The sequence below is a fragment of the Caulobacter segnis genome (assembly GCF_031454995.1).
GTDB lineage: Bacteria > Pseudomonadota > Alphaproteobacteria > Caulobacterales > Caulobacteraceae > Caulobacter > Caulobacter segnis_E.
In genome coordinates, this window is the sequence record NZ_JAVDRV010000004.1 from 1 (window position 1) to 23,157 (window position 23,157).

General features: G+C 67.7%; 24 protein-coding genes and 1 tRNA gene. 9 read left to right on the forward strand and 16 right to left on the reverse strand.

What is annotated here, in order from left to right:
- On the forward strand, positions 1-113 hold a 113-nt coding region (locus tag J2728_RS14245; RefSeq protein ID WP_310000659.1), incomplete at its 5' end, for a hypothetical protein.
- A gap of 18 nt (positions 114-131) precedes the next feature.
- On the opposite strand, the gene J2728_RS14250 is transcribed toward J2728_RS14245, so the two are convergent.
- Positions 132-1,322, reverse strand: a complete 1,191-nt coding sequence (locus J2728_RS14250; RefSeq protein ID WP_310000125.1) for a carbohydrate porin — start codon at positions 1,320-1,322, stop codon at positions 132-134.
- Between the two features lie 186 nt (positions 1,323-1,508).
- Positions 1,509-1,584, reverse strand: a tRNA-Ala gene (locus J2728_RS14255).
- Between the two features lie 113 nt (positions 1,585-1,697).
- Here J2728_RS14255 and J2728_RS14260 point away from each other — a divergent pair.
- The 3 genes from J2728_RS14260 to J2728_RS14270 all read left to right on the forward strand — a co-directional run bounded on the left by J2728_RS14260 (position 1,698) and on the right by J2728_RS14270 (position 4,208).
- Positions 1,698-2,012, forward strand: coding sequence for a YggT family protein (locus J2728_RS14260; protein ID WP_310000127.1), 315 nt, complete (start codon positions 1,698-1,700; stop codon positions 2,010-2,012).
- Positions 2,005-2,304, forward strand: coding sequence for a DUF167 family protein (locus J2728_RS14265; protein ID WP_310000129.1), 300 nt, complete (start codon positions 2,005-2,007; stop codon positions 2,302-2,304). Before J2728_RS14260 ends, J2728_RS14265 begins: the two co-directional genes overlap by 8 nt.
- 140 nt (positions 2,305-2,444) lie before the next feature.
- Complete coding sequence (locus J2728_RS14270) at positions 2,445-4,208, forward strand: ATP-binding protein (protein WP_310000132.1); 1,764 nt, start codon at positions 2,445-2,447, stop codon at positions 4,206-4,208.
- Between the two features lie 13 nt (positions 4,209-4,221).
- On the opposite strand, the gene J2728_RS14275 is transcribed toward J2728_RS14270, so the two are convergent.
- The 8 genes from J2728_RS14275 to purU all read right to left on the reverse strand — a co-directional run bounded on the left by J2728_RS14275 (position 4,222) and on the right by purU (position 12,088).
- Positions 4,222-4,635 carry a very short patch repair endonuclease gene (locus J2728_RS14275; RefSeq protein ID WP_310000133.1) on the reverse strand — a complete coding sequence of 138 codons (414 nt, stop codon included), beginning with the start codon at positions 4,633-4,635 and terminating at the stop codon, positions 4,222-4,224.
- A gap of 14 nt (positions 4,636-4,649) precedes the next feature.
- Positions 4,650-5,636: a cysteine synthase A gene (gene cysK / locus J2728_RS14280; RefSeq protein ID WP_310000135.1), complete on the reverse strand. Its 987-nt coding sequence runs from the start codon at positions 5,634-5,636 to the stop codon at positions 4,650-4,652.
- A gap of 71 nt (positions 5,637-5,707) precedes the next feature.
- Complete coding sequence (locus J2728_RS14285) at positions 5,708-6,829, reverse strand: DNA cytosine methyltransferase (protein ID WP_310000136.1); 1,122 nt, start codon at positions 6,827-6,829, stop codon at positions 5,708-5,710.
- Between the two features lie 42 nt (positions 6,830-6,871).
- Positions 6,872-8,152: a serine hydrolase domain-containing protein gene (locus J2728_RS14290; RefSeq protein WP_310000137.1), complete on the reverse strand. Its 1,281-nt coding sequence runs from the start codon at positions 8,150-8,152 to the stop codon at positions 6,872-6,874.
- 80 nt (positions 8,153-8,232) lie between these two features.
- Positions 8,233-9,105 carry a glucose-1-phosphate thymidylyltransferase RfbA gene (gene rfbA, locus J2728_RS14295; protein ID WP_310000138.1) on the reverse strand — a complete coding sequence of 291 codons (873 nt, stop codon included), beginning with the start codon at positions 9,103-9,105 and terminating at the stop codon, positions 8,233-8,235.
- Between the two features lie 119 nt (positions 9,106-9,224).
- Positions 9,225-10,094 carry a dTDP-4-dehydrorhamnose reductase gene (rfbD, locus tag J2728_RS14300; RefSeq protein ID WP_310000140.1) on the reverse strand — a complete coding sequence of 290 codons (870 nt, stop codon included), beginning with the start codon at positions 10,092-10,094 and terminating at the stop codon, positions 9,225-9,227.
- Entirely contained in the window at positions 10,094-11,161 is a 1,068-nt protein-coding gene (rfbB, locus tag J2728_RS14305; RefSeq protein WP_310000142.1) for a dTDP-glucose 4,6-dehydratase, read from the reverse strand. The genes rfbD and rfbB overlap by 1 nt, the downstream gene beginning before the upstream one ends.
- 84 nt (positions 11,162-11,245) lie before the next feature.
- On the reverse strand, positions 11,246-12,088 hold the full coding sequence (gene purU, locus J2728_RS14310) for a formyltetrahydrofolate deformylase (RefSeq protein ID WP_310000144.1): 843 nt from the start codon (positions 12,086-12,088) through the stop codon (positions 11,246-11,248).
- Between the two features lie 189 nt (positions 12,089-12,277).
- On the opposite strand from purU, the gene argE reads away from it, so the two are divergent.
- Positions 12,278-13,453 (forward strand): acetylornithine deacetylase, encoded by a 1,176-nt coding sequence (argE, locus tag J2728_RS14315; RefSeq protein ID WP_310000146.1) that lies wholly within the window; start codon positions 12,278-12,280, stop codon positions 13,451-13,453.
- On the opposite strand, the gene J2728_RS14320 is transcribed toward argE, so the two are convergent.
- The gene (locus J2728_RS14320) at positions 13,450-14,475 is read right to left on the reverse strand and encodes a glycosyltransferase family 2 protein (protein ID WP_310000148.1); all 1,026 of its coding nucleotides are present in this window, start codon (positions 14,473-14,475) and stop codon (positions 13,450-13,452) included. The genes argE and J2728_RS14320 overlap by 4 nt on opposite strands.
- Positions 14,476-14,512: 37 nt before the next feature.
- On the opposite strand from J2728_RS14320, the gene rfbC reads away from it, so the two are divergent.
- The 3 genes from rfbC (at position 14,513) to J2728_RS14335 (ending at position 17,260) form a co-directional block, all read left to right on the forward strand.
- Complete coding sequence (gene rfbC / locus J2728_RS14325; protein WP_310000149.1) at positions 14,513-15,076, forward strand: dTDP-4-dehydrorhamnose 3,5-epimerase; 564 nt, start codon at positions 14,513-14,515, stop codon at positions 15,074-15,076.
- Position 15,077: 1 nt separating this feature from the next.
- A complete protein-coding gene (locus tag J2728_RS14330) occupies positions 15,078-15,980 on the forward strand; it encodes an alpha/beta fold hydrolase (RefSeq protein ID WP_310000152.1) in 903 nt (300 codons plus the stop codon).
- 77 nt (positions 15,981-16,057) lie between these two features.
- Complete coding sequence (locus tag J2728_RS14335; RefSeq protein WP_310000153.1) at positions 16,058-17,260, forward strand: threonine ammonia-lyase; 1,203 nt, start codon at positions 16,058-16,060, stop codon at positions 17,258-17,260.
- A 4-nt stretch (positions 17,261-17,264) separates the two neighbouring features.
- On the opposite strand, the gene J2728_RS14340 is transcribed toward J2728_RS14335, so the two are convergent.
- The gene (locus J2728_RS14340) at positions 17,265-17,762 is read right to left on the reverse strand and encodes a BamJ family beta-barrel-assembly machinery protein (RefSeq protein ID WP_310000155.1); all 498 of its coding nucleotides are present in this window, start codon (positions 17,760-17,762) and stop codon (positions 17,265-17,267) included.
- 152 nt (positions 17,763-17,914) lie between these two features.
- Here J2728_RS14340 and J2728_RS14345 point away from each other — a divergent pair, with 152 nt between their 5' ends.
- Positions 17,915-18,790 carry a UTP--glucose-1-phosphate uridylyltransferase gene (locus J2728_RS14345; protein WP_310000157.1) on the forward strand — a complete coding sequence of 292 codons (876 nt, stop codon included), beginning with the start codon at positions 17,915-17,917 and terminating at the stop codon, positions 18,788-18,790.
- Here the strand turns inward: J2728_RS14345 and queG are convergent.
- The 4 genes from queG to J2728_RS14365 all read right to left on the reverse strand — a co-directional run bounded on the left by queG (position 18,787) and on the right by J2728_RS14365 (position 23,101).
- Positions 18,787-19,905 (reverse strand): tRNA epoxyqueuosine(34) reductase QueG, encoded by a 1,119-nt coding sequence (gene queG / locus J2728_RS14350; RefSeq protein WP_310000159.1) that lies wholly within the window; start codon positions 19,903-19,905, stop codon positions 18,787-18,789. The two genes, J2728_RS14345 and queG, sit on opposite strands and share 4 nt — an antisense overlap.
- Positions 19,886-20,572: an FtsZ-binding protein FzlA gene (gene fzlA, locus J2728_RS14355; protein ID WP_310000161.1), complete on the reverse strand. Its 687-nt coding sequence runs from the start codon at positions 20,570-20,572 to the stop codon at positions 19,886-19,888. Before fzlA ends, queG begins: the two co-directional genes overlap by 20 nt.
- A gap of 110 nt (positions 20,573-20,682) precedes the next feature.
- Positions 20,683-22,140 carry a D-glycero-beta-D-manno-heptose-7-phosphate kinase gene (rfaE1, locus tag J2728_RS14360; protein WP_310000163.1) on the reverse strand — a complete coding sequence of 486 codons (1,458 nt, stop codon included), beginning with the start codon at positions 22,138-22,140 and terminating at the stop codon, positions 20,683-20,685.
- Positions 22,141-22,171: 31 nt separating this feature from the next.
- The gene (locus J2728_RS14365) at positions 22,172-23,101 is read right to left on the reverse strand and encodes a cation diffusion facilitator family transporter (protein ID WP_310000164.1); all 930 of its coding nucleotides are present in this window, start codon (positions 23,099-23,101) and stop codon (positions 22,172-22,174) included.
- Positions 23,102-23,157 lie beyond the last annotated feature (56 nt).

The following is a 23,157-nucleotide window of genomic DNA, read 5'->3' on the forward strand; positions in this document are numbered from 1 at the left end:
AAACCGGCAAGTTCGTCGGCATGAAGAGCTTCGGCGCCTCCGCCCCGTTCGAGGTGCTCTATCAGAAGTTCGGCATCACCGCCGAAGCCGTCGCCCAAGCAGCGCTGGCCTAAGGTCCGGACGGGGTGGCGTCAGAACGCCACCCCGAACCGCACCGTGGCGACCAGGGCGTGGCCAACGCCGCTGTCGGCGCCGGGGTCGCGGACATATTGCAGGTCCGGCTGGATGGTGACGGGTCCGATCTTGTCGGAATAGGTGACTTCTATCGCGCTCTCCGCGCGCGTGAGGCGCTGACCTTCATCCAGAGCGTTCGCGCGGAACTTGCCCGTGAGGAAAGCCTGGTTCACCCCGACCGAGAAGGCGCTGTCGGGGCGGCTTTCGAAAACACGTTCGACGAGCAGACCAGCCTGCCAGCCGCCGCTGAAGGCCGTGGTGTCGCCATCGGAGAGACCCAGACGAGCAAAAGCGGTCGTCTTGCGTACGGCCTCCTCGCCTTCGCCCGTAAGCTGTCGCTCTAACAGGAGGTAGGCGCCTCGCGCCGTCCGGGAGGCTGGGAGACCGTCCGCGACGACGTCTCGAATATCCGGCTGCTTCTTGGTGTAGCGCCAAGCTCCGAAGGCGACCTTGCCACGTCCCCGCCAGCCCGCTTCGGCGATCGTCAGCAAGCCATGCTCGAACTCGGTGCAGACGCCGCCGGGGTCCCCCAGAACACTGGAATGGGCGTTGATGGCCGCGGCCTGGACGTAGACGTGCTCGTTCGGCGTCCAGCTGCCGCGTACGGACAGGGCCGTCGATGGGAAGATGGAGGGGCCGTTCGGGCCGGTGGCCGCCAGCTCCGAGCCGATGCCGAAAGCCGGCGCCAGCAGCAATCCCGCGCTGTCATTGGCGTAAAATTCGCTGTTGAGGTCGTAGAGGCCCACGAGCACCGAGCCCTTGTCGCCGAAACTCTGTTCGACCCAGGCCTCGAACAGACGAGCTCTTTGGCGCGTCACCTCGATATTGTTGACGCCCTGCAGCGTGCCAGCGTCATCGTTGGGCATGGCGCCGCTGTTGTTCAGCAGAAGCGCATGGGCCTTCGCGCCTTTCCAGCCAACCGCCTTGTCCAGGTCGATGTCGGCGCCGATTTGGAGATCATCCAAGACGCGCCCTCGTTTGGCGAGGCCTCCGCTGACCACGCCCGCGACATCGACGGTGTAGCCGCCGCTGAGGGTGACGGCCTTGCTCGGGGCCTCGGCCGCGAACGCGCAAGCGCCCGCGAACGCGGCGCAAGCAGCGGAAAAGATCGCTCCGATCCGGAGCGCGATAGGGTGACGCTGACGCATTTGACCCTCGACGCCGATCTCGTGGACACGCTCGAGAGGCTAAGCTTCGATGTCGACGATCCCGTTAACCAAGGCTGTGGCGCGTGGTCGCAGGTCACGGCGTCCAGAACCCCGACCCGCGACGTACGAGGGCGCAGCCTGAATCTTCTCAGGCTCTCTCGATAGTCACGCCTTCTGGAAGGTCCTTGGTGGAGCCGAGGGGAATCGAACCCCTGACCTCCTCATTGCGAACGAGGCGCTCTACCATCTGAGCTACGGCCCCAAGGAGCGGCGGAGATACGGCCCCAGAGCCGTCTCGTCAAGCGGGGTTATAACTGCGCCTTGTCAGCATCGTTCCGGCGGGGCAAGAAGCTCAGGCGTCTAGACGGAAACCCCATGGCCCCGATCATCCATCTCGTCTTCTTCATCATCAACGCGCTAGTGGACCTGCTCTGGTGGGCCATCGTCATCTCGGCGATTCTGAGCTGGCTGTTCGCGTTCGAGGTGATCAACCGCCGCAACCAGTTCGTCTACAACGTCGCCACCGTTCTGGATCGGATCACCGACCCGATCCTAAGCCCGTTCCGCCGCTTCATCCCGGCGATCGGCGGCGTCGACATCAGCCCGATCATCGTGCTGCTGCTGCTGCGCGGCGTTCAGCTGTTCATCCTGCCAGCGCTGGAATCGGCCCTGATCGGTCCCTTTGGCTGAGACCCTCGCCGTCCGGCTGACGCCGCGCGGCGGTCGCGACGCTGCGGACGGCTGGGCGATCGACGCCGACGGTCGGCCTTATCTGAAGGTGCGCGTCTCCAGCCCGCCAGTGGAGGGAGCCGCCAACGCGGCCCTGATCGCCTTCCTGGCCAAGTCCCTGAAGATTCCGCGCTCGAGCGTCAGGCTGGCGTCCGGCGAGACCGCGCGGATCAAGCGCCTGGAGCTCGATGGCGTCGACCGGGCGGATCTGGACCGGGCCTTTGGCGCTCGGCCGCCCCAGGGCGGCGCCTGATCGTCGAGCGCGCACTGGACCGTGCGGCCCATTTTGGGTCAAGTCATTGATCAACCATATTTCTTTTCACACCCTCTTAGCCCTTCGCGCCTAACCTTCCCCCGAGGCCTTTAGTCCGGCCTTCTAGGGAATGGCGCTGAATGAGCGCGGTGCGGGAGAGAAGGCAGACCGTCCACGCGCTCGCCTCGCGGCGGGCGAACACGTCCCTGCGCCTGATCGCGGCCTTCGCGATCGCCCTGATCCTGGACGTCTTCATACATCTGCGTTGGGTGTGGGCGTGGGCGACGATCTACGCGGCCCTGCAGGTCGTCGAGCTGTGGGGAAATAGGTGGGTCCGGGGACGATCGGAACGGGTCCAGGCGCTGTGGCGGGGCCTGACGGTGACCGCCCTGCCCTTCCTGACCTCGACCGTCTTCGGCTTTCTTTCCCTACCATTGTTCGCGTCCCATGCCCGCTTCGCGCCCACCTTGGGCGGCATGCTGCTGGCGGGCGCCCTTCTGAACGTGGTGGTGATCAACGGCAGTCGGCGCTCGGCGATCATCTCGGCCGCCACGCCCTACGTCCTCTACCTGCTGATCGTCCCTCTGGTGGCCCGCGCCGCCAATCCGGACTCGCCACTGGCCAACGCCCTGTGGTTCGGCGCCCTGTTGCTGGTCGCCACCGTCACGATCACGGCCCATACCCTGCATACCGCGCTGGAGGCCGAAGCCAGGGCCAAGGATGAGGCGGAGCGGAGGCGGCACGAGGCCGAGGAGGCCGTCGCCGCGAAGTCCGCTTTCGTGGCGATGATCAGCCATGAATTGCGCACGCCAATCAGCGCGATCATGGCCGGCGCGGCCCGCCTGCATGGCGAGGCCCCCGACGCCAGCGCGAAGGTCCAAGCGCAGCTGATCGCCGACGCCGGCGGCCTGATGCGCGGGCTATTGAACGACTTGCTGGACTTCTCGCGTCTGGAGGCGGGACGCATGTCGGTCGAGAAGGAGCCCTTCAACCTACGCCAGACGATCGCCGATACAGTCCGGCTCTGGCGCCCAGAGGCGACGCGCAAGGGCTTGCGCCTGCGGGTCAAGGGCGCGGCGGCGCTTCCGCGCTGGGTCGCGGGCGACGTCATGCGCCTCAGACAAGTGCTCAACAACCTCCTGTCCAACGCGCTGAAGTTCACGGCGCGGGGCGAGATCACGGTCTCTCCCCGCGCCGAGATCGAGGGCTCGAGGGTTCTGCTGTCGATCGAGGTCAACGACACGGGTCCCGGCATTCCCGAGGCCTCGCTCGCCCGTCTTTTCACGCCGTTCGAGCAGCTGGACGACGCGATCGCGCGACACCATGGCGGGTCCGGACTGGGGCTCGTCATCAGCCGCGAACTGGCGCGGCTGATGGGGGGCGACCTCACGGCGAGCAGCACGCCTGGCCAGGGCGCGCGCTTCACGCTCAGGGCCAAGCTGGACATCGCCGACGCGCCGGTGAACCCCTCCGCGGCGGCGCCGATCACCGACTTGAGGGTGCTGGTGGTCGATGATCACCTCGTCAATCGCCGCGCGCTGGAACTCGTCCTGGAGCCGTTGGGCGTCCGCGCGACCCTGGCGGAATCGGCGGAGCAGGCCCTGGAGCTTCTGCGGTCCGAGGTGTTCGACGTGGTGTTGATGGACGTCTACATGCCCGGCATGGATGGACGCGCCGCGACGCGGGTGCTGCGCGCCACCAGCGGACCAAACCAGCACGCGCCCGTCATCGCCGTCACCGCCTCCGTGGACCCCAAGGACTGGGAGGCGTGCGCCGCGGCCGGCATGACCGACCACGTGTCAAAGCCGATCGATCCGTTCGAGCTCCATGCCGCCCTGGCGCGCGCTCCGGCCATCGCTTCGAGGTCGCCCACGCGGGGCCCCCACGCACGCTCCACCGCTTAGATCGAGGCTTTGGTTAGCGGGCCGCCAGCCGGCTCGACAGGCGCGACGTAAGGCGCTCTTCGTCCTTGAGTTCGCATTCCCAGACCGTTTCCACGATCCAACCGTCCGCGCGCAGCGCCAACGCCGCCTGCTCGTCCCGCGCCTTGTTGCGGGCGACCTTGGCCAGCCAGTAGTCGCGGTTGGCCTTCGGAACCCGCGCCCCGCGCGCGCAATCATGCCCGTGCCAGAAACAACCGTGGACGAAGACGGCCAGCTTCCGGCCGGGCATGACGATGTCGGGGTTGCCCGGCAGGTCCTTGCGGTGCAGCCGGTAGCGCGCGCCCAGCCCCGTCAGGATCCGCCGGACCGCCTTCTCCGGCGAGGTGTCCTTGCTCTTGACCCGCGCCATGACGGCGGAGCGCTTTTCCTTGTCGTAGACGTCGGTCAAGCGCCCGCCGGCTCCTAGAGCCCGTCGAACAGCGCGGTCGACAGGTAGCGTTCGGCGAAGCTCGGGATGATCGTGACGATCGTCTTGCCCTTGTATTCGTCGCGCAGGGCCAGGTCGAAAGCCGCGACCAGCGCCGCGCCCGAGCTGATGCCGACCGGCAGGCCTTCGACGGCTGCGGCGCGGCGGGCCATGGCGAAGGCGTCGTCGTTACTGACCTGGACGATGTCGTCGATGACGCCGCGGTCCAGCACGCCCGGCACGAAGCCGGCGCCGATGCCCTGGATCTTGTGCGGACCCGGCGCGCCGCCCGACAGCACGGGCGAGGCCTCGGGCTCGACCGCCACCATCTTCAGCGACGGCTTGCGAGCCTTCAGCACCTGGCCGACGCCCGTGATCGTGCCGCCGGTTCCGACGCCCGACACCACCGCGTCCACGGCGCCGGCGGTGTCGTTCCAGATTTCCTCGGCCGTCGAGACGCGATGGACCAGCGGGTTGGCGCTGTTCTCGAACTGCTGCGGCATGACCGCGCCGGGTGTGGCCTCGATCAATTCCTGGGCCCGGGCGACCGCGCCGCGCATGCCCTTCTCGGCCGGAGTCAGCTCCAGCTTGGCGCCCAGCAGCAGCAGCATCTTGCGACGCTCGATCGACATGCTTTCCGGCATGACGAGCGTGAGCTTGTAGCCCTTGGCGGCCGCCACGAAGGCCAACGCGATGCCGGTATTGCCGCTGGTGGGTTCGACGATCGTGGAGCCGGGCTTCAGAATGCCCTGGGCCTCGAGCGACTCGATCATCGAGACGCCGATCCGGTCCTTGACCGACGAAATCGGGTTGAAGAATTCCAGCTTGGCCAGGACCTCGCCCTTGGGCTTCAGCTCGGCCGACAGACGCGGCAGGCGCACCAGCGGCGTGTCGCCGATCGTGTCGATGATCGAGTCATAGACCCTGCCGCGACCGGCGCGCTTGAAGCGGGCGGCGTCATAGAGGGAGGAAGCGTCGTCCATCGGAACACCTCGGAGCCTTGGGGTGGCGGAAGCGGCGCACCCTAGACCCCTATCCCTGGGCTGTCAGGGGGTCATTCGGCGGCAAGGCTTGCAGTTTTGCTATAGACGAGCGGCTCAAGAAGGGTTTCGGCAAGCCAACGCACCGCGGGGACCGCGACCCCGTCACCGATTACCTGCAAACCCGAGGTCTGCGACGCCGGAAGCTGGTAGCTGTCGGGCAGACCCATCAGGCGAGCGCCGTCGCGCGGGGTCAGCAGACGCGACCGAACTTGGCCGTCGTCGATGACCAGCAGGGTCTGCCGGGAAGACCCCCCGCGCGGGGTGCGCAGGCAGCCCGCGAGGCCGTCGAACCGAACCTCGGCGCGTTGCTGGCCGCCACGCATACGTCGGAAAACCGCGCCGACCGAACGACCGCCGGCCTGAAGCCTGGTGTCGACGGCCTGACGATGCGCTGGGGCCATCAGCGCCAGCAGCGCTTCCGTCCGTTCGGGCGGATTCCAGGTGACGGCCTCGTCGGACTCGAGCATCGCCGCGAGATCGGTGTTGCGAGGGGGAGGCGAGGGAACGCCCCACCAGATCCAGCGCGCTCGCAGGTCCTCGGGCAGACGCGCGGCCGCCTCGCGGATGGCGCGGCCGTGAAAAGCGCTGACGCCCTCGAGGTGAGCGGTCGGCAGGCGCGTAGCGACCACGAAGACGCGGGGGCGGGACTGCGGGACAAATGCCGCCGCGTCGACTTCCAGGGCCCCGAAGCGATAGCCTTCCTCGCTCAGCGCGCCGCACAGGGCGGTGAAGTCGTCGCCATGATGAGAGGTGAGAAGCCCCACGACATTCTCGATGACGATCACCGGCGGCGCGCGCCCCTCGGCCGACATCGCCTTCATCAAGGTCCAGAAACCGAAGAAGGCCGATGATTTTCCGCCCGCCAGGCCCGCTCGGGCGCCGGCGAGGCTGAAGTCCTGGCAGGGGCTGGAAGCCCAGGCCAGATCCGCCGTCGGCAGGGTCTCGGCGGAGAGCGCGAAGACGTCACCCTGCTGGAAATGGCTCTCGGCGTCCGCGAAGTTCGCGCGATAGGTCGCCGCCTTCACAGCGTCGAAGTCATTGGCGAAGGCGCAGGTCCAGCCGTCGCCTAGGCCGATGCGGGCCATGCCGCCGCCGGCGAAGAATTCGAGGAAATTTGGACGCGCGCGAGTCATCGCCGGGAGACTAGCCTGTTCGCGCGCGCGCGCCAGGGCCGCCTAGTCGCCCTTGGGCCCCAGATAGTCGGGTCCGTACACCGCGGCTCTCAAATCATGATGCAGGGTGGCGTCGAACGGGAAGGTCTGGACGAAGAAGACGGCGGTCAGCCTGTTCACCGGGTCGACCCAGAACAGGGTGCTGTCGCGCCCGTCCCAGAAAAACTCGCCCACAGCGCCACGGTTTTCATCCGGTGTTTGAGGCTGTTTCACGCGCACCGCGAAGTCGAAGCCGAAGCCAACGGAGCCCTTGCTGGGCAGCCACCAGCGGTCGGTCACCCGCGCGTCCAGGTGATCCGTCGCCATCAGACGCACGGTGGACGGATTGAGAATCTTCATCCCGTCCAGAGAGCCGCCGCCCAACAGCATCCGCGTGAAGCGAGCGTAGTCGTCGATCGACGCCGCCAAACCCGCGCCGCCCATGGTCATGCGGCGCGCGGGATCGAAATTCATCAACCGTGTTTCGGCGGCGTCTTCCTTGGCGAGCTTGCCGTCCGGGCCTTTGTTGTAAACGGCGGCCATGCGCGGAAAGGCGGACTCCGGCTGAGTCCAGGCGGTCTCCTTCATCCCCAGGGGATCGAGGATGTGGGCCTTCACATAGGCCTCGAACGGCTGGCCCGACAGCGTCTCGACCAGCAGCGCCTGCACATCCACGGCGGCGCTGTAGCTCCAGCGCTCGCCCGGATCGTAAAGCAGCGGGACCTTGGCGAGGCGACGGCCGAACTCGGTCAGATCATTGTGGAGATTGAGAGGGTCGGCGGCGTTGAACGCCGCGTCGGCGGCGGTGTCGCGCATGCCGTAAGAGAAGCCGGCCGTGTGGCGCAGGATGTCCCGTATGAGGATCGGTCGCGCTGGCGGACGTGTACCGCCCTGCCCGTCGATCACCTTGATATCCGCGAACTCCGGCAGATAGCGAGATAGCGGGTCGTCGAGACCGAACTTGCCCTGCTCCCACAGCTGCATCAGGGCCACGCCCGTGACCGGCTTGGTCATCGAGTAGATCTGCACCAGGGTGTCGCGGCGCATCGGCTTGCCAGCCTCGCGGTCGGCCATGCCGGCGGTCCCGAAATAGCGCTCGCGACCATCCGCCCAGACCAAGGCCGAGACGCCGACGGCGCGGCCGCTGTCGACCATGGCCTTCAGAGCCGCGTCGATGCGCGCCTTGTCGACGGACACCGCGGCGGCCTGAGCGGCCGACGTGGGAGCCTGCCTCGCCAGAGCCGAGGCGGCTGGAACAGCCAGCAGCGCCGCCATGACAGCGGCGTGGATCAGCTTCTTGGACACGAGACCTCCCGGCGGACTTTCTTATCGGCGCGGACTGTCGCCGACGCCGAGGCCGTTTTCCAGCGGTTCCAGGTCGTAGATCAGCCGTGCGAGGCGATCATCTTCAGATACGCGCCATAGGGAGAGTTCTTCAGATCATGGGCCAGGCCCAGCAGCTGCTCGCTCGAGATCCAGCCGTTCTGGTGGGCGACTTCTTCGACGCAGCCGATCTTCAGGCCCTGGCGGTGCTCGAGCGTGCGGACGAACTCCGAGGCTTCCAGCAGGCTGTCATGCGTGCCGGTGTCGAGCCAGGCGAAGCCGCGGCCCATGCGTTCGACCGACAAGGCGCCAGCCTCGAGATAGAGGCGGTTGATGTCGGTGATCTCGAGTTCGCCCCGCGCGGAGGGTTTCAGGTCGCGGGCGAAATCGACGACGCGGTTGTCATACATGTAGAGCCCGGTGACCGCCCAGTTCGAACGCGGCTTCTCGGGCTTCTCCTCGATGGAGATCGCCTTGCCGTCGGCGCCGAACTCGACCACGCCATAGCGCTGGGGGTCGTTGACGAAATAGGCGAAGACGCTGGCGCCGGCCTTCGAACGCTCCCTGGCGCCCTGCAGGATGCGGCCCAGGCCCGCGCCGTAGAACAGGTTGTCGCCGAGGACGAGAACACTCGGTTCGTTCCCGACGAAATCCGCGCCGATGCGATAGGCCTCGGCGAGGCCGTTCGGATTGGCCTGCTCGGCGTAGGTGATGCTGATCCCCCAACGCGCGCCATCGCCCAGCAACGCCTCGAACACGGGCAGATCGCGCGGCGTGGAAATGATCAGGACGTCGCGCACCCCGGCCATCATCAGGACCGACAGCGGATAGTAGATCATGGGCTTGTCGAAGACGGGCAGCAGTTGCTTGCTGATCGCCATGGTCAATGGGTGGAGCCGCGTGCCCGACCCGCCGGCGAGGATAATACCCTTCATTACGTCTTCTTCTTCAGTCCTGAGAGCCGAACCTAGAGCGGAACTCCGCGAACGTGAAGCCTGTCGCGGGGAGGTTGGCGGTTCAACGCGATGATCGTGGAGGATTTGAGGCGCGCGGTTCAGAGCCTGCCCTTGGCGCGGAGATAGCGATCGAGCGCGTCGGTCCAGAGCGGCATGGGGCGACCGATCGCGGCGGCGAGCTTGAGGTTGGACAGCGCGCTGTAGGGGGGACGCCGCGCGGGCGTCGGAAAATCGCTCGTCGGAATGGGCGCGACCTCGGCGGCGATACCGGCCCTTTCGATGATCCGCGCGGCGAAGTCCCGCCAGCTGGCGACGCCCGAATTGACGACGTGGTAGTCACCGACGGGCGCCTCGGCCGCGATCAGGTCCAGGATCGCCTCGCCCGCGTCCCAGGAGGCGGTCGGCGACATGATCTGATCGTCCACCACCGTCAGGCGGCCACGCTCCTGGCCCAACCGCAGCATGGTCTCGACGAAGTTGCCGCCCTTGCCGCTGGCGCCGGCCACGCCGAACAGCGAGGCCACGCGGGCGACGATGACGTCGTCATGCTCCAGGCGGGCCAGGTCCTCGCCCAGAGCCTTGGTCGCCCCGTAGACATTGACCGGCGCGCGGCCGATCTCCTCGGACAACGGCTCGCGTTGGAGCTGGCCGCCATAGACATAGTCGGTCGAGACCTGGATCAGGCGCGCGCCCTTGGCGGCGCAAGCCTTCGCCAGGCGGCCCGCGAAATGGGCGTTGATCGCGACGGCGGGCGCCGGGTCCTTCTCGCAGTCGTCGACGCGCGTGACCGCGACGCAGTTGATGGCGACGTCGAAGGTCGGATCGTCGAGGCCGGCCGACGGATCGGCCGCGTCTACCTGGGCGCGGGTCACGGCGACGAGGTCCAGGCCGCGCTCGGCCGCTTGCTTGGCGATGTCCGAGCCCAGCTGCCCGTTGGCCCCGAACAGGGCGATGCGCGGTCCGGCCATCAGGCGGTCTTCAAGCCCAGGCGCTGGCCGGCGTAGCGCTCGCGCAGCGGCGCCCACCACGCTTCGTTGTCGAGGTACCATTGGACCGTCTTGCGCAGACCGGTCTCGAAGGTCTCCTGGGCCTTCCAGCCCAGTTCGGTCTCCAGCTTCGTGGCGTCGATGGCGTAGCGGGCGTCATGGCCCGGCCGGTCGGCGACGAAGGTGATCAGCTCGCGGCGCGTTCGCCCAGGCAGCGGACGCAGCTCGTCCAAGACGTCGCAGATCGCCTCGACCACCTGAAGATTGGTGCGTTCGTTGCGGCCGCCGACATTGTAGCTCTCACCGGCGACGCCCTTGGTGGCGATCAGGTGCAGGGCGCGGGCGTGGTCCTCGACATGCAGCCAGTCGCGGACATTGTCGCCCTTGCCGTAGACCGGCAGCGACTTGCCCTCGAGCGCGTTCAACGTGACCAGCGGGATCAGCTTCTCGGGGAAGTGATAGGGCCCGTAGTTGTTCGAGCAGTTCGAGACCACGACCGGCAGGCCGTAGGTGTGATGCCAGGCGCGAGCCAGGTGATCGGACGAGGCCTTCGACGCCGAATAGGGAGAGCGCGGATCGTAGGGCGTGGTCTCGCTGAACAAGCCCTCGGCGCCCAGGCTGCCAAAAACCTCGTCGGTCGAGATGTGGTGGAAGCGGAAGGCTTCCTTCTCCGCGCCGTCCAAACCCCGCCAATGCTCTAGCGCGGCCTGCAGCATCACGTAGGTGCCGACCATATTGGTCTGGATGAATTCGCCAGGACCCGTGATCGAGCGGTCGACGTGGCTCTCCGCGGCCAGGTGCATGATGACATTCGGACGGAACGCCCGGACGGCCCCAGACACGGCGTCCGCGTCGGCGACGTCACCCTGGACGAACTGGTAGTCGGCCTTGCCCTCCAGCATCGCCAGGCTGGCCGGCGAGGCGGCATAGGTCAGCTTGTCGAAGTTGAGGATCGCGACATCGTTCTGGCCAGCCAGATGGCGGCACACGGCCGAGCCGATGAAGCCCGACCCGCCGGTCACCATCACGCGGAGATTCTGCTGCGACATGCGCTGGAAGCCTCGGCCTTCAAAGTGGAAGCCCCGTACTCCAGTTTTTAGTGTACTTGCAACTGTCGAGGCCGAACGGGGGCGTTAGTCCGTGAAGACGACCGTCTTGCGGCCATTCAGCAGAACGCGGTCTTCCAGGCGGTAGCGCAAGGCCCTCGCCAGCACGCGGCGCTCGATGTCGCGACCCTTGCGGACAAGGTCCTCTGGCGTGTCGCGGTGGCTGATACGTTCGACGTCCTGCTCGATGATCGGCCCCTCGTCGAGGTCGCCAGTGACGTAGTGAGCACTGGCGCCGATCAGCTTCACGCCGCGCGCGTGGGCCTGGTGATAAGGCTTGGCGCCCTTGAAGCCCGGCAGGAACGAGTGGTGGATGTTGATGCAGCGCCCCTGCAGCTTGGCCGACAGGCCGTCCGACAGCACCTGCATGTAGCGGGCGAGCACGACGATATCGGTCTTGGTTTCGTGGATCAGCTTCCAGAGCTCGGCCTCCTGCTCGAACTTGGTCTCCTTCGTCACCGGCAGGTGATGGAAGGGCAGGTCCGACAGGTCGATGTGGGCGTAGGTCTCGGCGGGATGGTTTGACACCACGCCGGCGATGTCCATCGGCAGCTCTCCGATCCGCCAGCGATAGACGAGATCGGCCAGGCAGTGGTCGAACTTGCTGGCGAGCAGCAGCACGCGGTAGCGCTCGGCGCGGTCGCGCAGGGTCCACTTCATTTTCAGCGGCTCGGCCAGCGCGCCGAATTCTTCTCGCAGAGCGGCGCGATCGGCCCCGTCGGCGTCGAAGACCACGCGCATGAAGAACTGACCGGTCTCCTGATCGTCGAACTGCTGAGCGTCCAGGATGTTGCAGCCGCGCTCGTAGAGGAAGGCGGACACCTTGGCGACGATGCCGCGCTGGTCGGGGCAGGAGAGAGTAAGGATCATGGTCCGCTCCCTCTAGAGAACAGCGACCGCCAAGAAAAGCCCTCGGTCGCGCCGCCAGGGCACGAAGTCGCCTTGCAACCGGCCGGAGACACCCTCGACGGGCACATCCATGCCCTCGAAGCGCGCAAGCCCCGCGAACGAGGCGGGGGCGGGTAGGCGCGATGGGGAGAACGGGTCTAGGCTCGCCCGATGGTTTCCTCATCCGAAGTCCTGTCAGACCGCGCGATCGATATCCTGGCCACGCTGGTCGCCTTCGACACCACCTCGCGGCGCTCCAACCTCGAGCTGATCCAGTGGGTCGAGCGCTATCTCGCCGATCTGGGCGTGCCCTCCCGGCGCGTGCCGAACGCGGACGGCTCCAAGTCGAACCTGATGGCCATGATCGGTCCGGCGGTCGAAGGCGGGGTCGTGCTGTCCGGGCACACCGACGTCGTGCCCGTGGACGGCCAGCCCTGGTCCAGCGATCCCTGGACCCTGACCGAGCGCGATGGGCGACTCTATGGACGCGGAACCTGCGACATGAAGGGCTTCCTGGCCCTGGCGCTGGCCGCCGCGCCCGATCTGGCCAAGGCGACGCTGAGCCGGCCGGTTCATCTGGCCTTCTCCTATGACGAGGAGGTCGGCTGTCTCGGCGCGCCGGACATGATCCAGGTCATCGCCCAGGAAGCGCCCCGCCCCGCCCTCGTGGTGGTGGGCGAGCCCACCGACATGGTCGCGGTCCGCGCGCACAAGGGCATCGCCAGCTTCATCGTGACAGTCACGGGTCGCGAGGCCCATTCCAGCCTAACCCATCTGGGCGTCTCGGCGAACATGGCCGCGATCAAGCTGATGAGCATGCTGGTCTCGCTTTCCGAACGACTGGAGCGCGAGGCGGATCCTAGCTCGCCGTTCACCCCCAAGGGCGCGACCCTGACGGTCGGCCAGGTCAACGGCGGCACGGCGGTGAACATCCTGGCTCGGGAATGCGTCTTCGTCTTCGATCTGCGCACGCCGGCGGGCATGGACCCCGAAGCGCTTCTGGCGGATTTCTTCGCGACCGCGCGCGCCATGGACGCCGAGATCAAGGCCAAGGCGCCGGAGGGCGGGGTGAAGGTGGAGCGCCGCTCGCTGACCCCCGCTTTCGCGCCCGAGGAGGACGGCGTGGCCGAGGCGTTCGCGCGCAAGCTGGCCGGCGACAATGGCCCGCCGCGCGTCGTCCCCTACGCCGCCGAGGCCGGACAGTTCCAGGGCGCGGGCTTCTCGACCGTGATCTGCGGCCCCGGCTCGATCGATCAGGCCCACCAGCCCGATGAATATGTCGAGATCAGCCAGATGCAGCGCGGCGCGGCTTTCATGCGCCGGCTGATCGAGGATCTGTCGGTCTAGAGCCCGCGCGCCTTTCGGATCACGAACCGCCGGCCGATGAAGGCCGCCGGATCGATCGACATCACCCGTAGGATCGCGCTCGGAGACGCCTTCCGTTTGGCCTGGATCGCGCGGCGATCGGCCATGACGGCGTCAAGATCGTCACGCTTCAGCGCCGCCTTGATCCCCCGGATCGCCGGCGCGACGTCGCCGCGCCGCCAGTGCAGAAGCAAAAGCCCGCCCGTCACGGCCACGTGCAGGGGCAAGGTGACCGGGAACAGCCACCCGGGGGTGTTCTTCAGGAACGTCCAGACGCGGTTGCGCGAGCCGTGGAAGATCGCGAAGTCGGACCGGACGCCGGTGCTGGCCGAACCAACGTGAGCGACCTTGGCCTTGGGCAAGAGCAGCGTGGGCTGGCCCAGCAGCCGGAGGCGGTAGCCCAGGTCGACGTCCTCGCAGTAGCAGAAGTACCGCTCGTCGAAGCCGCCGACCTCCAGGAACAGCCGCCGATCGAGCAGCATCGCCGCGCCGCAGGCCGAGAACACCTCGCCCTCGGGGAGGGAGGCAGGCCGCCGCCGGCCGTAGCCGCCTCTGAACGGAATGCCGGCGCTGGTCAGATTGTCGCCCGCGCCGTCCAGCAGGCCCGGCCGATCGGCGGAGAGCTGCAGCGAGGCGAAGCTCTTCACGACGGGGTGCCGCGCGGCGCCCGCCATCAGTTCTTCCAGCCAGTCCGGCTCGGGATAGGCGTCGGGGTTTAGCAGGACCAGCCATCGCCCCTTGGCCCGCCGGGCGGCCAGGTTGTTACCGGCCGCGAAGCCGAGATTGGCGCCGGCCTCGACCAGATCGACCCAGGGAAAGGCCTTGGCCGCCGCCCGCGGCGCGCCATCGGTCGAGGCGTTGTCGATCAGGATCGTCTCGAAATCTCGGAAGGTCTGGGCCTCTAGTCGCGCCAGGCATTCGGCCAGGGTCGGGCCGCTCTGGTAGGAGACGATCACCACCGTTACCGCCGGCGCGCTCTTGTGTTCCGTCGTCTCAGGCGGCATCGGTGGCCAGTTCGTTTCTCGAGGCAAAGTACGCGTCATGAAGATCACGCCGCTGGCGATCCCCGAAGTGCTGCTTATCACGCCCACGCGCCATGGCGATGAGCGCGGCTGGTTTTCCGAGACGTTTCGCCAATCGGCGCTGGAGGAAGCCGGCTTCAAGGCCGCGTTCGTGCAGGACAACCATGTCCGCTCGACGACGCGCGGCATCCAGCGCGGCCTGCACTACCAGAAACCGCCGCACGCCCAGGACAAGCTGCTGCGCTGTGTGGTCGGCGCGATCTTCGACGTGGCGGTCGATATCCGCGAAGGCTCGCCGACCTACGGCCAGTGGGTGGGCGCCGAGCTGTCCGCCGAGAACCGCCAGCAACTGCTGGTCCCCAAGGGTTTCGCGCACGGCTACGTCACTCTGACCGACGCCTGCGAGGTGCTCTATAAGGTCACCGACTACTACGCGCCCCAGGCCGAGGGCGCGGTGCGCTGGAGCGATCCGGCGGTCGGGATCGACTGGCCGATCCCGGTTTCCGAGATCACCGCCAACGACCGCGACAATGCCGCGCCGTTGCTGGCCGAGATCGACTCGCCGTTCACCTACGAGGGCTGAGATGGTGGCGTTCACCGATTTCTTCTGGACCTCGCCCGAAGGCCTGCCTCTGCACGCCCGGGACTACGCGCCGCGGGGCGAGAACCAGAAGGCGCCGGTGATCTGCATCCACGGCCTGACCCGCAACGCCCGCGACTTCGAGGATCTCGCGCCTCGCATCGCGGCCTTGGGTCGCCGCGTCTTGGCGGTGGACGTGCGAGGACGAGGGTTGTCGGCTCGCGACCCCAACCCCATGAACTACCATCCGGGGACCTACGCCGCCGATATCGTGGCCCTGCTCGAGGCCGCCAGGATCGAGAAGGCGGTGTTCATCGGCACCAGCATGGGCGGCCTGATCACCATGGTGCTGACCTCGATCAAACCCGAGGCGATCGCGGCGGCCGTGCTGAACGACGTGGGTCCAGAGCTGTCGCCCGTCGGCCTAGCCCGCATCGCCGGCTATACGGGTCTGGCGAGCCGGTTCGAGACCTGGGACGACGCCGTCGCCTACGCCAAGGCGATCAACGAGGCCGCTTTCCCCGGCTACGGCCCCGATGACTGGGACGTCTTCGCCCGCCGGCTGTTCGACGAGAAGGACGGCGCTTTCGTCCTGGCCTACGATCCCGACATCTCCGCGCCAATCAAGGCCGCCGCCGAAGCGGCCGCCAAGACCCAGGCCGAGGGCGGTCAGGCGTTGGCTCCGCCGGACATGTACCCGCTGTTCCGGGCTCTCGCGAAGGAGCGCCCGCTCCTGCTGGTGCGCGGCGGAATCTCGGACCTGATCGAGCCCGCCATCGCCGAGCGGATGCGCGCGGCCGCGCCCGACATGGCCTATGCGGAGGTCCCTGGCGTCGGTCACGCGCCCATGCTCACCGAGCCGGAAGCCTGGGCGGCGATAGAAAAGCTGCTCGAAACGGCGCCCTAAAGGGGTGTGCCCGGATGGCTTGGCCGTGTTAGAGCCGCGCCACGGCCCGTTCTTCGCCGCGACAGAGTGCTGACCCGATGACCCTCGACCTCGCCGCCATCCAAGCCGCCGCCGGCCGCCTGAAGGGCCAGATCGAGCGCACCCCGTGCCGCTACTCCAAGACCCTGTCGAAGATCACCGGCGCCGAAGTGTGGGTGAAGTTCGAGAACCTGCAGTTCACCGCCGCCTACAAGGAGCGCGGCGCGCTCAACAAACTGATGCTGCTGTCCGAGGCCGAGAAGGCCAAGGGCGTCATCGCCGCCAGCGCCGGCAATCACGCGCAAGGCCTCGCCTATCACGGCGCCCGCCTGGGCGTGCCCGTCACCATCGTCATGCCCAAGACCACGCCCTTCGTGAAGGTGCAGCACACCCGCGACTTCGGCGCGACCGTGGTGATCGAGGGCGAGACCTATGACGACTCCAACACCCACGCGCGCAAGCTTTGCGCGGAACAGGGCCTGACCTTCGTCCATCCGTTCGACGACTATGACATCATGGCCGGCCAGGGCACGATCGCGCTGGAAATGCTGGAGGACGCGCCGGACCTGGAGATCCTGCCGGTGCCGATCGGCGGCGGCGGCCTGATCAGCGGCGTGGCCACCGCGGCCAAGGCGCTTAAGCCCGACATCCGGATCATCGGCTGCGAGCCGGCCATGTATCCGTCCTTCACCGCCCGCATGCGCGGCGTCGCGGCCCATTGCGGCGGCCAGACCATCGCCGAGGGCGTGGCGGTCAAGCAGGTCGGCGACCTGACCTACGGCGTCGTGCGCCCGCTGATCGACGACGTGCTGCTGCTGGAAGAGCCGCACCTGGAGCAGGCCGTTTCGCTCTACTGCAACGTCGAGAAGACGATCGCCGAAGGGGCGGGCGCCGCCTCGCTGGCGGCCCTGCTGGCCTATCCTGAGCGCTTCCGCGGTAAGAAGTGCGGCCTGATCCTGTGCGGCGGCAATATCGACACCCGCCTGCTGGCCTCGGTCCTGACCCGTGAGCTGGTGCGCGCCCAGCGCCTGGCTTCCCTGCGGATCATCGGCGACGACCGCCCGGGCCTACTGTCGACCGTGGCCAGCGTGATCGGCGCCATGGGCGCCAACATCATCGAGGTGAACCACAATCGCCTCGCCCTGGACGTGCCGGCCAAGGGCGCGGAGTTCGACATCACGATCGAGACCCGCGACGCCCAGCACACCCAAGAGGTGATGGACGCCCTGCGCGAGAGCGGCTACCCGCCGCGGGCCGTCTAGGGCCCTATTCCTTAGGCTTGCCCGGACCGATCCGGTTCACGTCCAGCAGCTCGATCCGGAAGATCATCACGCTGTTGCCCGGGATCGGGCCCTTGTCCTGCGCGCCATAGCCTAGGGCCGGCGGGACGTAGAGGATCCATTCGTCGCCCGCCTTCATACGCTGAAGCGCGATGACCCAGGCGAGCACCAGGCCGTCCAGCGGGAACACCGCCGGGACGCCGCGCTCGTAGCTGGAATCGAAAACGGTCCCGTCCAGTAGCTTGCCCTCGTAGTGGACCTTCACTTCGTCGGCGGTGGTGGGATGCATGCCACCCTGGGGCCCCTCCCGCACCACCTTGTACTGCAGCCCTTGGGGCAGGGTGACGACGCCAGGCTCCTTGGCGTTCTTGGCCATGAAGGCGTCGGCGGCGGCGAGGTTCTCCTGCGCCTTCTTGCTGGGTCCGCAAGCGGCCAGGGTCAGGCCGGCGACGGCGAGGGTTACGAGAAAGGCGCGACGGAGCATGGGAAAACCTCAGGCGAAGCTGGCCGTCCAGCTAGCACGGACAGCGCGGTATTCCACCTCCAACCCAATATGCCAACGATTTCACGGAACAGTGGTGGCTTTCGGTCGCCAGCTTTTCTAGAAACGGGCTCCCAACACCAGACGAGCCGCTCATGAAACCCGTTCGTAAAGCCGTCCTTCCCGTCGCCGGCCTGGGCACCCGCGTGCTCCCCGGCACCAAGACCACGCCGAAGGAGCTTCTGAACGTCGTCGACCGGCCGATCCTGTCCTACATCGTCGAGGAAGGCCGTAAGGCCGGCATCGAGCACTTCGTCTTCGTCACCGGCCGCTCGAAGGGCGCCATCGAGGACTATTTCGACCATCAGGTCGAGCTCGAGTCCCAGCTGGAAGCCAAGGGCAAGACCGACATCCTCAATCAACTGCTCGCCGAGCTGCCGAAGCCCGGCGAAATGAGCTTCGTGCGCCAGATGGCCCCGCTGGGCCTGGGCCACGCGGTCTGGTGCGCCCGCGACATCATCGGCGACGAGCCGTTCGCCGTCATGCTGCCGGACGTCATCGTTGACGCCGATCCCTCGGCCCTCGGTCAGCTGATTGAGGTCTATGACAAGGTTGGCGGCGGCAACGTCATCGGCGTCGAGGAAGTGCCCGAGAGCGAGACCCACAAGTACGGCATCGTCGCGCCGGGCAAGGTCGACGGTCGCCTGGCCACCATGACGGGCATGGTCGAGAAGCCCGCCAAGGGCACGGCGCCTTCGAACTGGTCGATCGCCGGCCGCTATATCCTGCAGCCCGAGATCTTCGACCTGCTGGCCAGTCAGGAGAAGGGCGCGGGCAACGAGATCCAGCTGACGGACTCGATGGCCAAGCTGATGCAGCAGCAGCCCTTCCACGCCTATGTCTATGACGGCGTCACCCACGACTGCGGCGACAAGATCGGCCTGCTGCGCGCCAATGTCGCCCTGGCCCTGAAGCGCCCGGACCTCGGCGCGGCCGCGCGCGCGGCGGTGGAAGCGGCTCTGAAGGCCTAGGCCCACTCGGCGAGGACGGTTTCGTCGTCCTCGCGCCCTCTCAAGGCCGCCGCCGCGCCTCCCAGGAGCCGGCGCGCGGCCCAGACCGCCGCCCCGCGCACCACAGGCGCCGGGTCCGCGAACAAGGGCTCCACCACGGCCATCAGGCGGGCGTCGCCGCTGTTGCCGATGGCGTAGAGCACGTTGCGTACAAAGCGATCCCGGCCGATCCGTTTGATCGGATTCTTCGAGAACAGCGCCCGGAATTCCGCGTCGTCCAGTCTCGCGAGCTCGGCCAGGGACGGCTGCCTGAGCGCCTCGCGCGCCTGCAGCTTCGCCTCGCTGGAAAGCGACGCGAACTTGTTCCAGGGACAGATCGCCAGGCAGTCGTCGCAGCCGTAGATGCGATTGCCCAGGGCCGACCGGAACTCGGCTGGGATCGGACCCGAAAGCTCGATCGTCAGATACGAGATGCAGCGCCGCGCATCCAGCTGACGCGGCGCCGGAAAGGCGTTGGTTGGGCAGATGTCCAGACACGCGCTGCATCGACCGCAGTGGTCGGTCTCGGGCGCATCCGGCGGCAGGTCCAGGGTCGTCAGCACGCTGCCAAGGAACAGCCACGAGCCGAACTCCCGCGAGACGAGGTTCGTATGCTTGCCCTGCCAACCGACCCCCGCGCGCTGGGCCAGTGGCTTCTCCATCAGCGGCGCTGTGTCGACGAAGACCTTCACGTCCTGACCGAACCGCCGATGCATCCAGCCCGCCAGCACCTTCAGACGCTTCTTGACGACGTCATGATAGTCGTCGCCTTGGGCGTAGACCGAGATCGCCGCGCGATCGGCCTGCATGAGCTGCTCCAGCGGGTCGATGTCGGGGCCGTAGTTCACCCCAAGCACCACCGCCGATTTCGCCTCGGTCCACATGGCCGTCGGGTGCGAGCGCCGATCGAGCGTCTCCTCCATCCAATCCATGGCGCCGTGACGATCGGCCTCGACGAATTCGCGCAGCCATTCGCCGTTCGGCCAGGCGGCCGCCGCGTCGGCGAAGCCGCAGGTCGAGAACCCTAGCGCGAGGGCCTCGGCGCGGATCTCGTCCTTGATCGCTTGAGGGGTCAGTTCAGAAGTCGAGGTCGTCATAGTGCGCGGCCGGCGCGAGGCCGGGCCAGCGATCGGCCAGGATGGGCCGGAAGGCCGGCCTCGACTTCAGCTTCATGTACCAGGTCTTGGCCGTCTGGAAGTCCTTCCACGGCACGTCGCCGAAATAGTCGATCACCGAAAGGTGCGCGGCGGCGGCGAAGTCGGCCAGGCTCATCCGGCGTCCGGCCAGCCAGTCGCGAGTCTGCAACAGGCTCTCGATGTAGCCCAGGTGCATGCGCAGCGCCTCGCGACCCTGGCGCAGAGCGGCCAGGTCCGGCGCGCCCATGCGCAACAGCCGCTTCTCCATCTTCTCGTGCAAAAGGAAGCCGTTGACCTCGTTGTCGAACTTGCGGTCGAACCACTGCAACAGCCGGCGCGCCTCGGCCCGCTCGGCCGGATCCCGCCCCAGCAGCGGCGGCTCCGGCTCGGTCTCCTCGATGTGCTCGAGGATGGCCCGGGTCTCGCAGGCGGTCACGGTGCGCTGGTTGCGGGTCTCGACCAACACCGGCGGCAGGCCCGACGGATTGAGCGCCGAGAACTCGGGCGGCATTTCCCAGTAGCGGACCTGGACCTCGACGAACGGCAGCCGCTTCTCGCCCAGCGCCAGACGCACCTGTCGCGAGGCGGGATCGAGGGGGAAATGATGAAGGGTGCGTTCGACGCTCATGCCCAGGTGCGCTCAGGCTGCATCGAAAGAGCGATGCGCCGTTTTGCTTAACAAGAGATTGCCGAACCGCGATTACTCAGGAAAACCAGGCTTTTGCGCGGCGGTTTCGCTCAGGTCTTCGCGTTCATGCGGCCGATCAGGGCCGTTGTGCTCTGGCCTTGCTTGAGGTCGGCCAGCAGGACCTTGCCGCCGTAGCCCAGCACGACATCCGAGCCGACCACGGTCTCGACGGTATAGTCCGCGCCCTTGACCAGCACATCCGGCCTGAATGCCTCGATCAGCCCCAGCGGCGTGTCCTCGTCGAACAGCACGACAAGATCGACCGATGACAGCGAGGCCAGCACGGTCGCGCGGCCCTGCTCCTTTTGCACCGGACGGGTCGGCCCCTTCAGCTTGGACACCGAGGCGTCGGTGTTGAGACCGACGATCAGCCGATCGCAGGCGGCCTTGGCCTGCGAGAGCAAAGAGACGTGACCGGGGTGCAAAAGGTCGAAGCAGCCGTTGGTGAAGCCGACCTTCAGCCCGCGCGCGCGCCAGCCCTCGACGATATTCCGCGCCTGCGCGAGGTCGGCGATCTTGATCTCGCCCGGCTCGCCTTGCCGAGACCCCGCGCGAGCGGTCAGCTCGGCGGCGGTGACGACGTCCGTGCCCAGCTTGGCGACCACCAGGCCGCCCGCGAGGTTGGCCAGATGCGCGGCGTCGACCAGGCTGGCCCCGGCGGCCACCGCCAGAGCCAAGGTGGCGGCCACGGTGTCGCCGGCGCCCGAGACGTCGAAAACTTCGACCGCCGTAGCCGGCAGGTGGACCGGCGCTTCTCCCCTCACCGACAAGGTCATGCCGGCGCCGCCGCGCGTGATCAGAGCCGCGTCCAGCGTCGGAGCCATGGCCAGAATGGCCGCGCCCGCCTCCTCGGAGGCCTCGTCGCTGTTATCGATGATCCCCGTCGCCTCCGCGGCTTCCTTTCGATTGGGCTTGATCAGGGTCGCCCCGTCGTAGCGCTCGAAGTCGCGGCTCTTGGGATCGACGATGACCGGCTTGCCGGCGGCGCGGGCGGCGGCGATGGCCTCGCGCGTCACCGCGTCCGTCAGCACGCCCTTGGCGTAGTCGGACAGCGCCACCACGTCGGCGCTCGCCAGTCGGGCCTTGAAGGCCGCCAGCAACGCCGCGCCGTCGCCCGGCGCGCGGTCCTCGCGATCGACGCGCAGCATCTGATGGGAGCCGGAGATGTAGCGGACCTTTTCGGTGGTGCGACGGGCCGGGTCGACGATGAGTTCGGCCTCCAGGCCCGGCTCGGCGTCGATCATGCCGCGCAAGGCCGCGCCGGCCTCGTCCTGACCGACCAGGCCGATCAGCACGGCCTTGGCGCCAAGGGCGGCGACGTTGCGGGCGACGTTGCCCGCGCCGCCCAGCATGGCGGTTTCCTTCTCGACCGCGATCACCGGCACCGGCGCCTCGGGCGAGATGCGGTCGACCGCGCCATAGACGAAGCGATCCAGCATCACGTCGCCGAGGACCAGCACGGTCTTGCCGGCGAAGGCGTGGGGCAGGTGGGCGAGGGTGTCGTTCATGCGGAGTTCCGTACCGGTCCGCCCCGAAAACTCAACCCTCGACGCTTTCGGCGAACACGCCGCCGTGCTTTTCGGCCAGGCCTCGCGGGTCGGGGTGAATGATGATGTCGGCCGAAGGGAAGGCCTCCAGCAGCCGGTTTTCGGCGGCGACCATGATCGTGTGGGCCTCGGCCAGCGAGATGTCGGCGGCCAGATCGGCGTGCATCTGCATGTGGACGTAAGGTCCGGAGGCGCGGGTGCGCAGCTGGTGGACGCCCAGAATCCGCGGATCGACCGTGGCCAGCTGGACGATCCGCGTGCGCTCTTCTTCCGGCAGTTCGCGATCCATCAACTGGGATGACGCCTCGCGGAAAACGCCGACCGCGCCCCAGATCAGCCACAACGCGACCAGGAGGCCGGCGGCGGCGTCCAGCCAAGGCAAGCCCAACCAAGCCGCGGCGCCGACGCCGATGAGGGCGACCAGGTTCGAGGCGAGGTCGGCCGCGTAGTGGGCGCGGTCGCCCGAGATGGCGATCGAGCCGCTAGCCTTCACAACGCGGGTCTGGGCGGTGATCAGGGCGAAGGTCAGGCCGATCGAAATCAGCATCACGACAACCCCGGCCAGGCCGTGCTCGACGGGACGCGGATGCAGCAGGGCGTTGATCGCCTCGCGCCCGATCAGCGCGCCCGAGGCGAAGACCAGGCCGCCCTGCATCAGGCTGGAGAAGGCCTCGGCCTTGCCATGTCCGAAGCGGTGCTCGGCGTCCGGCGGCTCGGCCGCGTAGCGTACGGCGTAGACCGTGATCAGCGAGGCGACGAGATCCAGCGCGGAGTCCGACAGCGACGCCAAGACCGCCACGGAACCGCTGGCGACCCAGGCGATGGCCTTGACCACGATCAGGATCGACGCCGTCGCCACCGAGAGCAAGGCGACCCGACGGGTGGCGGCGCGGACTTCGGGAGAGTTGGCGGTCGGGGACATGGCCGCCTTTTAGCAAGGCGGCCCGCCCAACCCCAGCGCGAACGACTCGCGAGGCT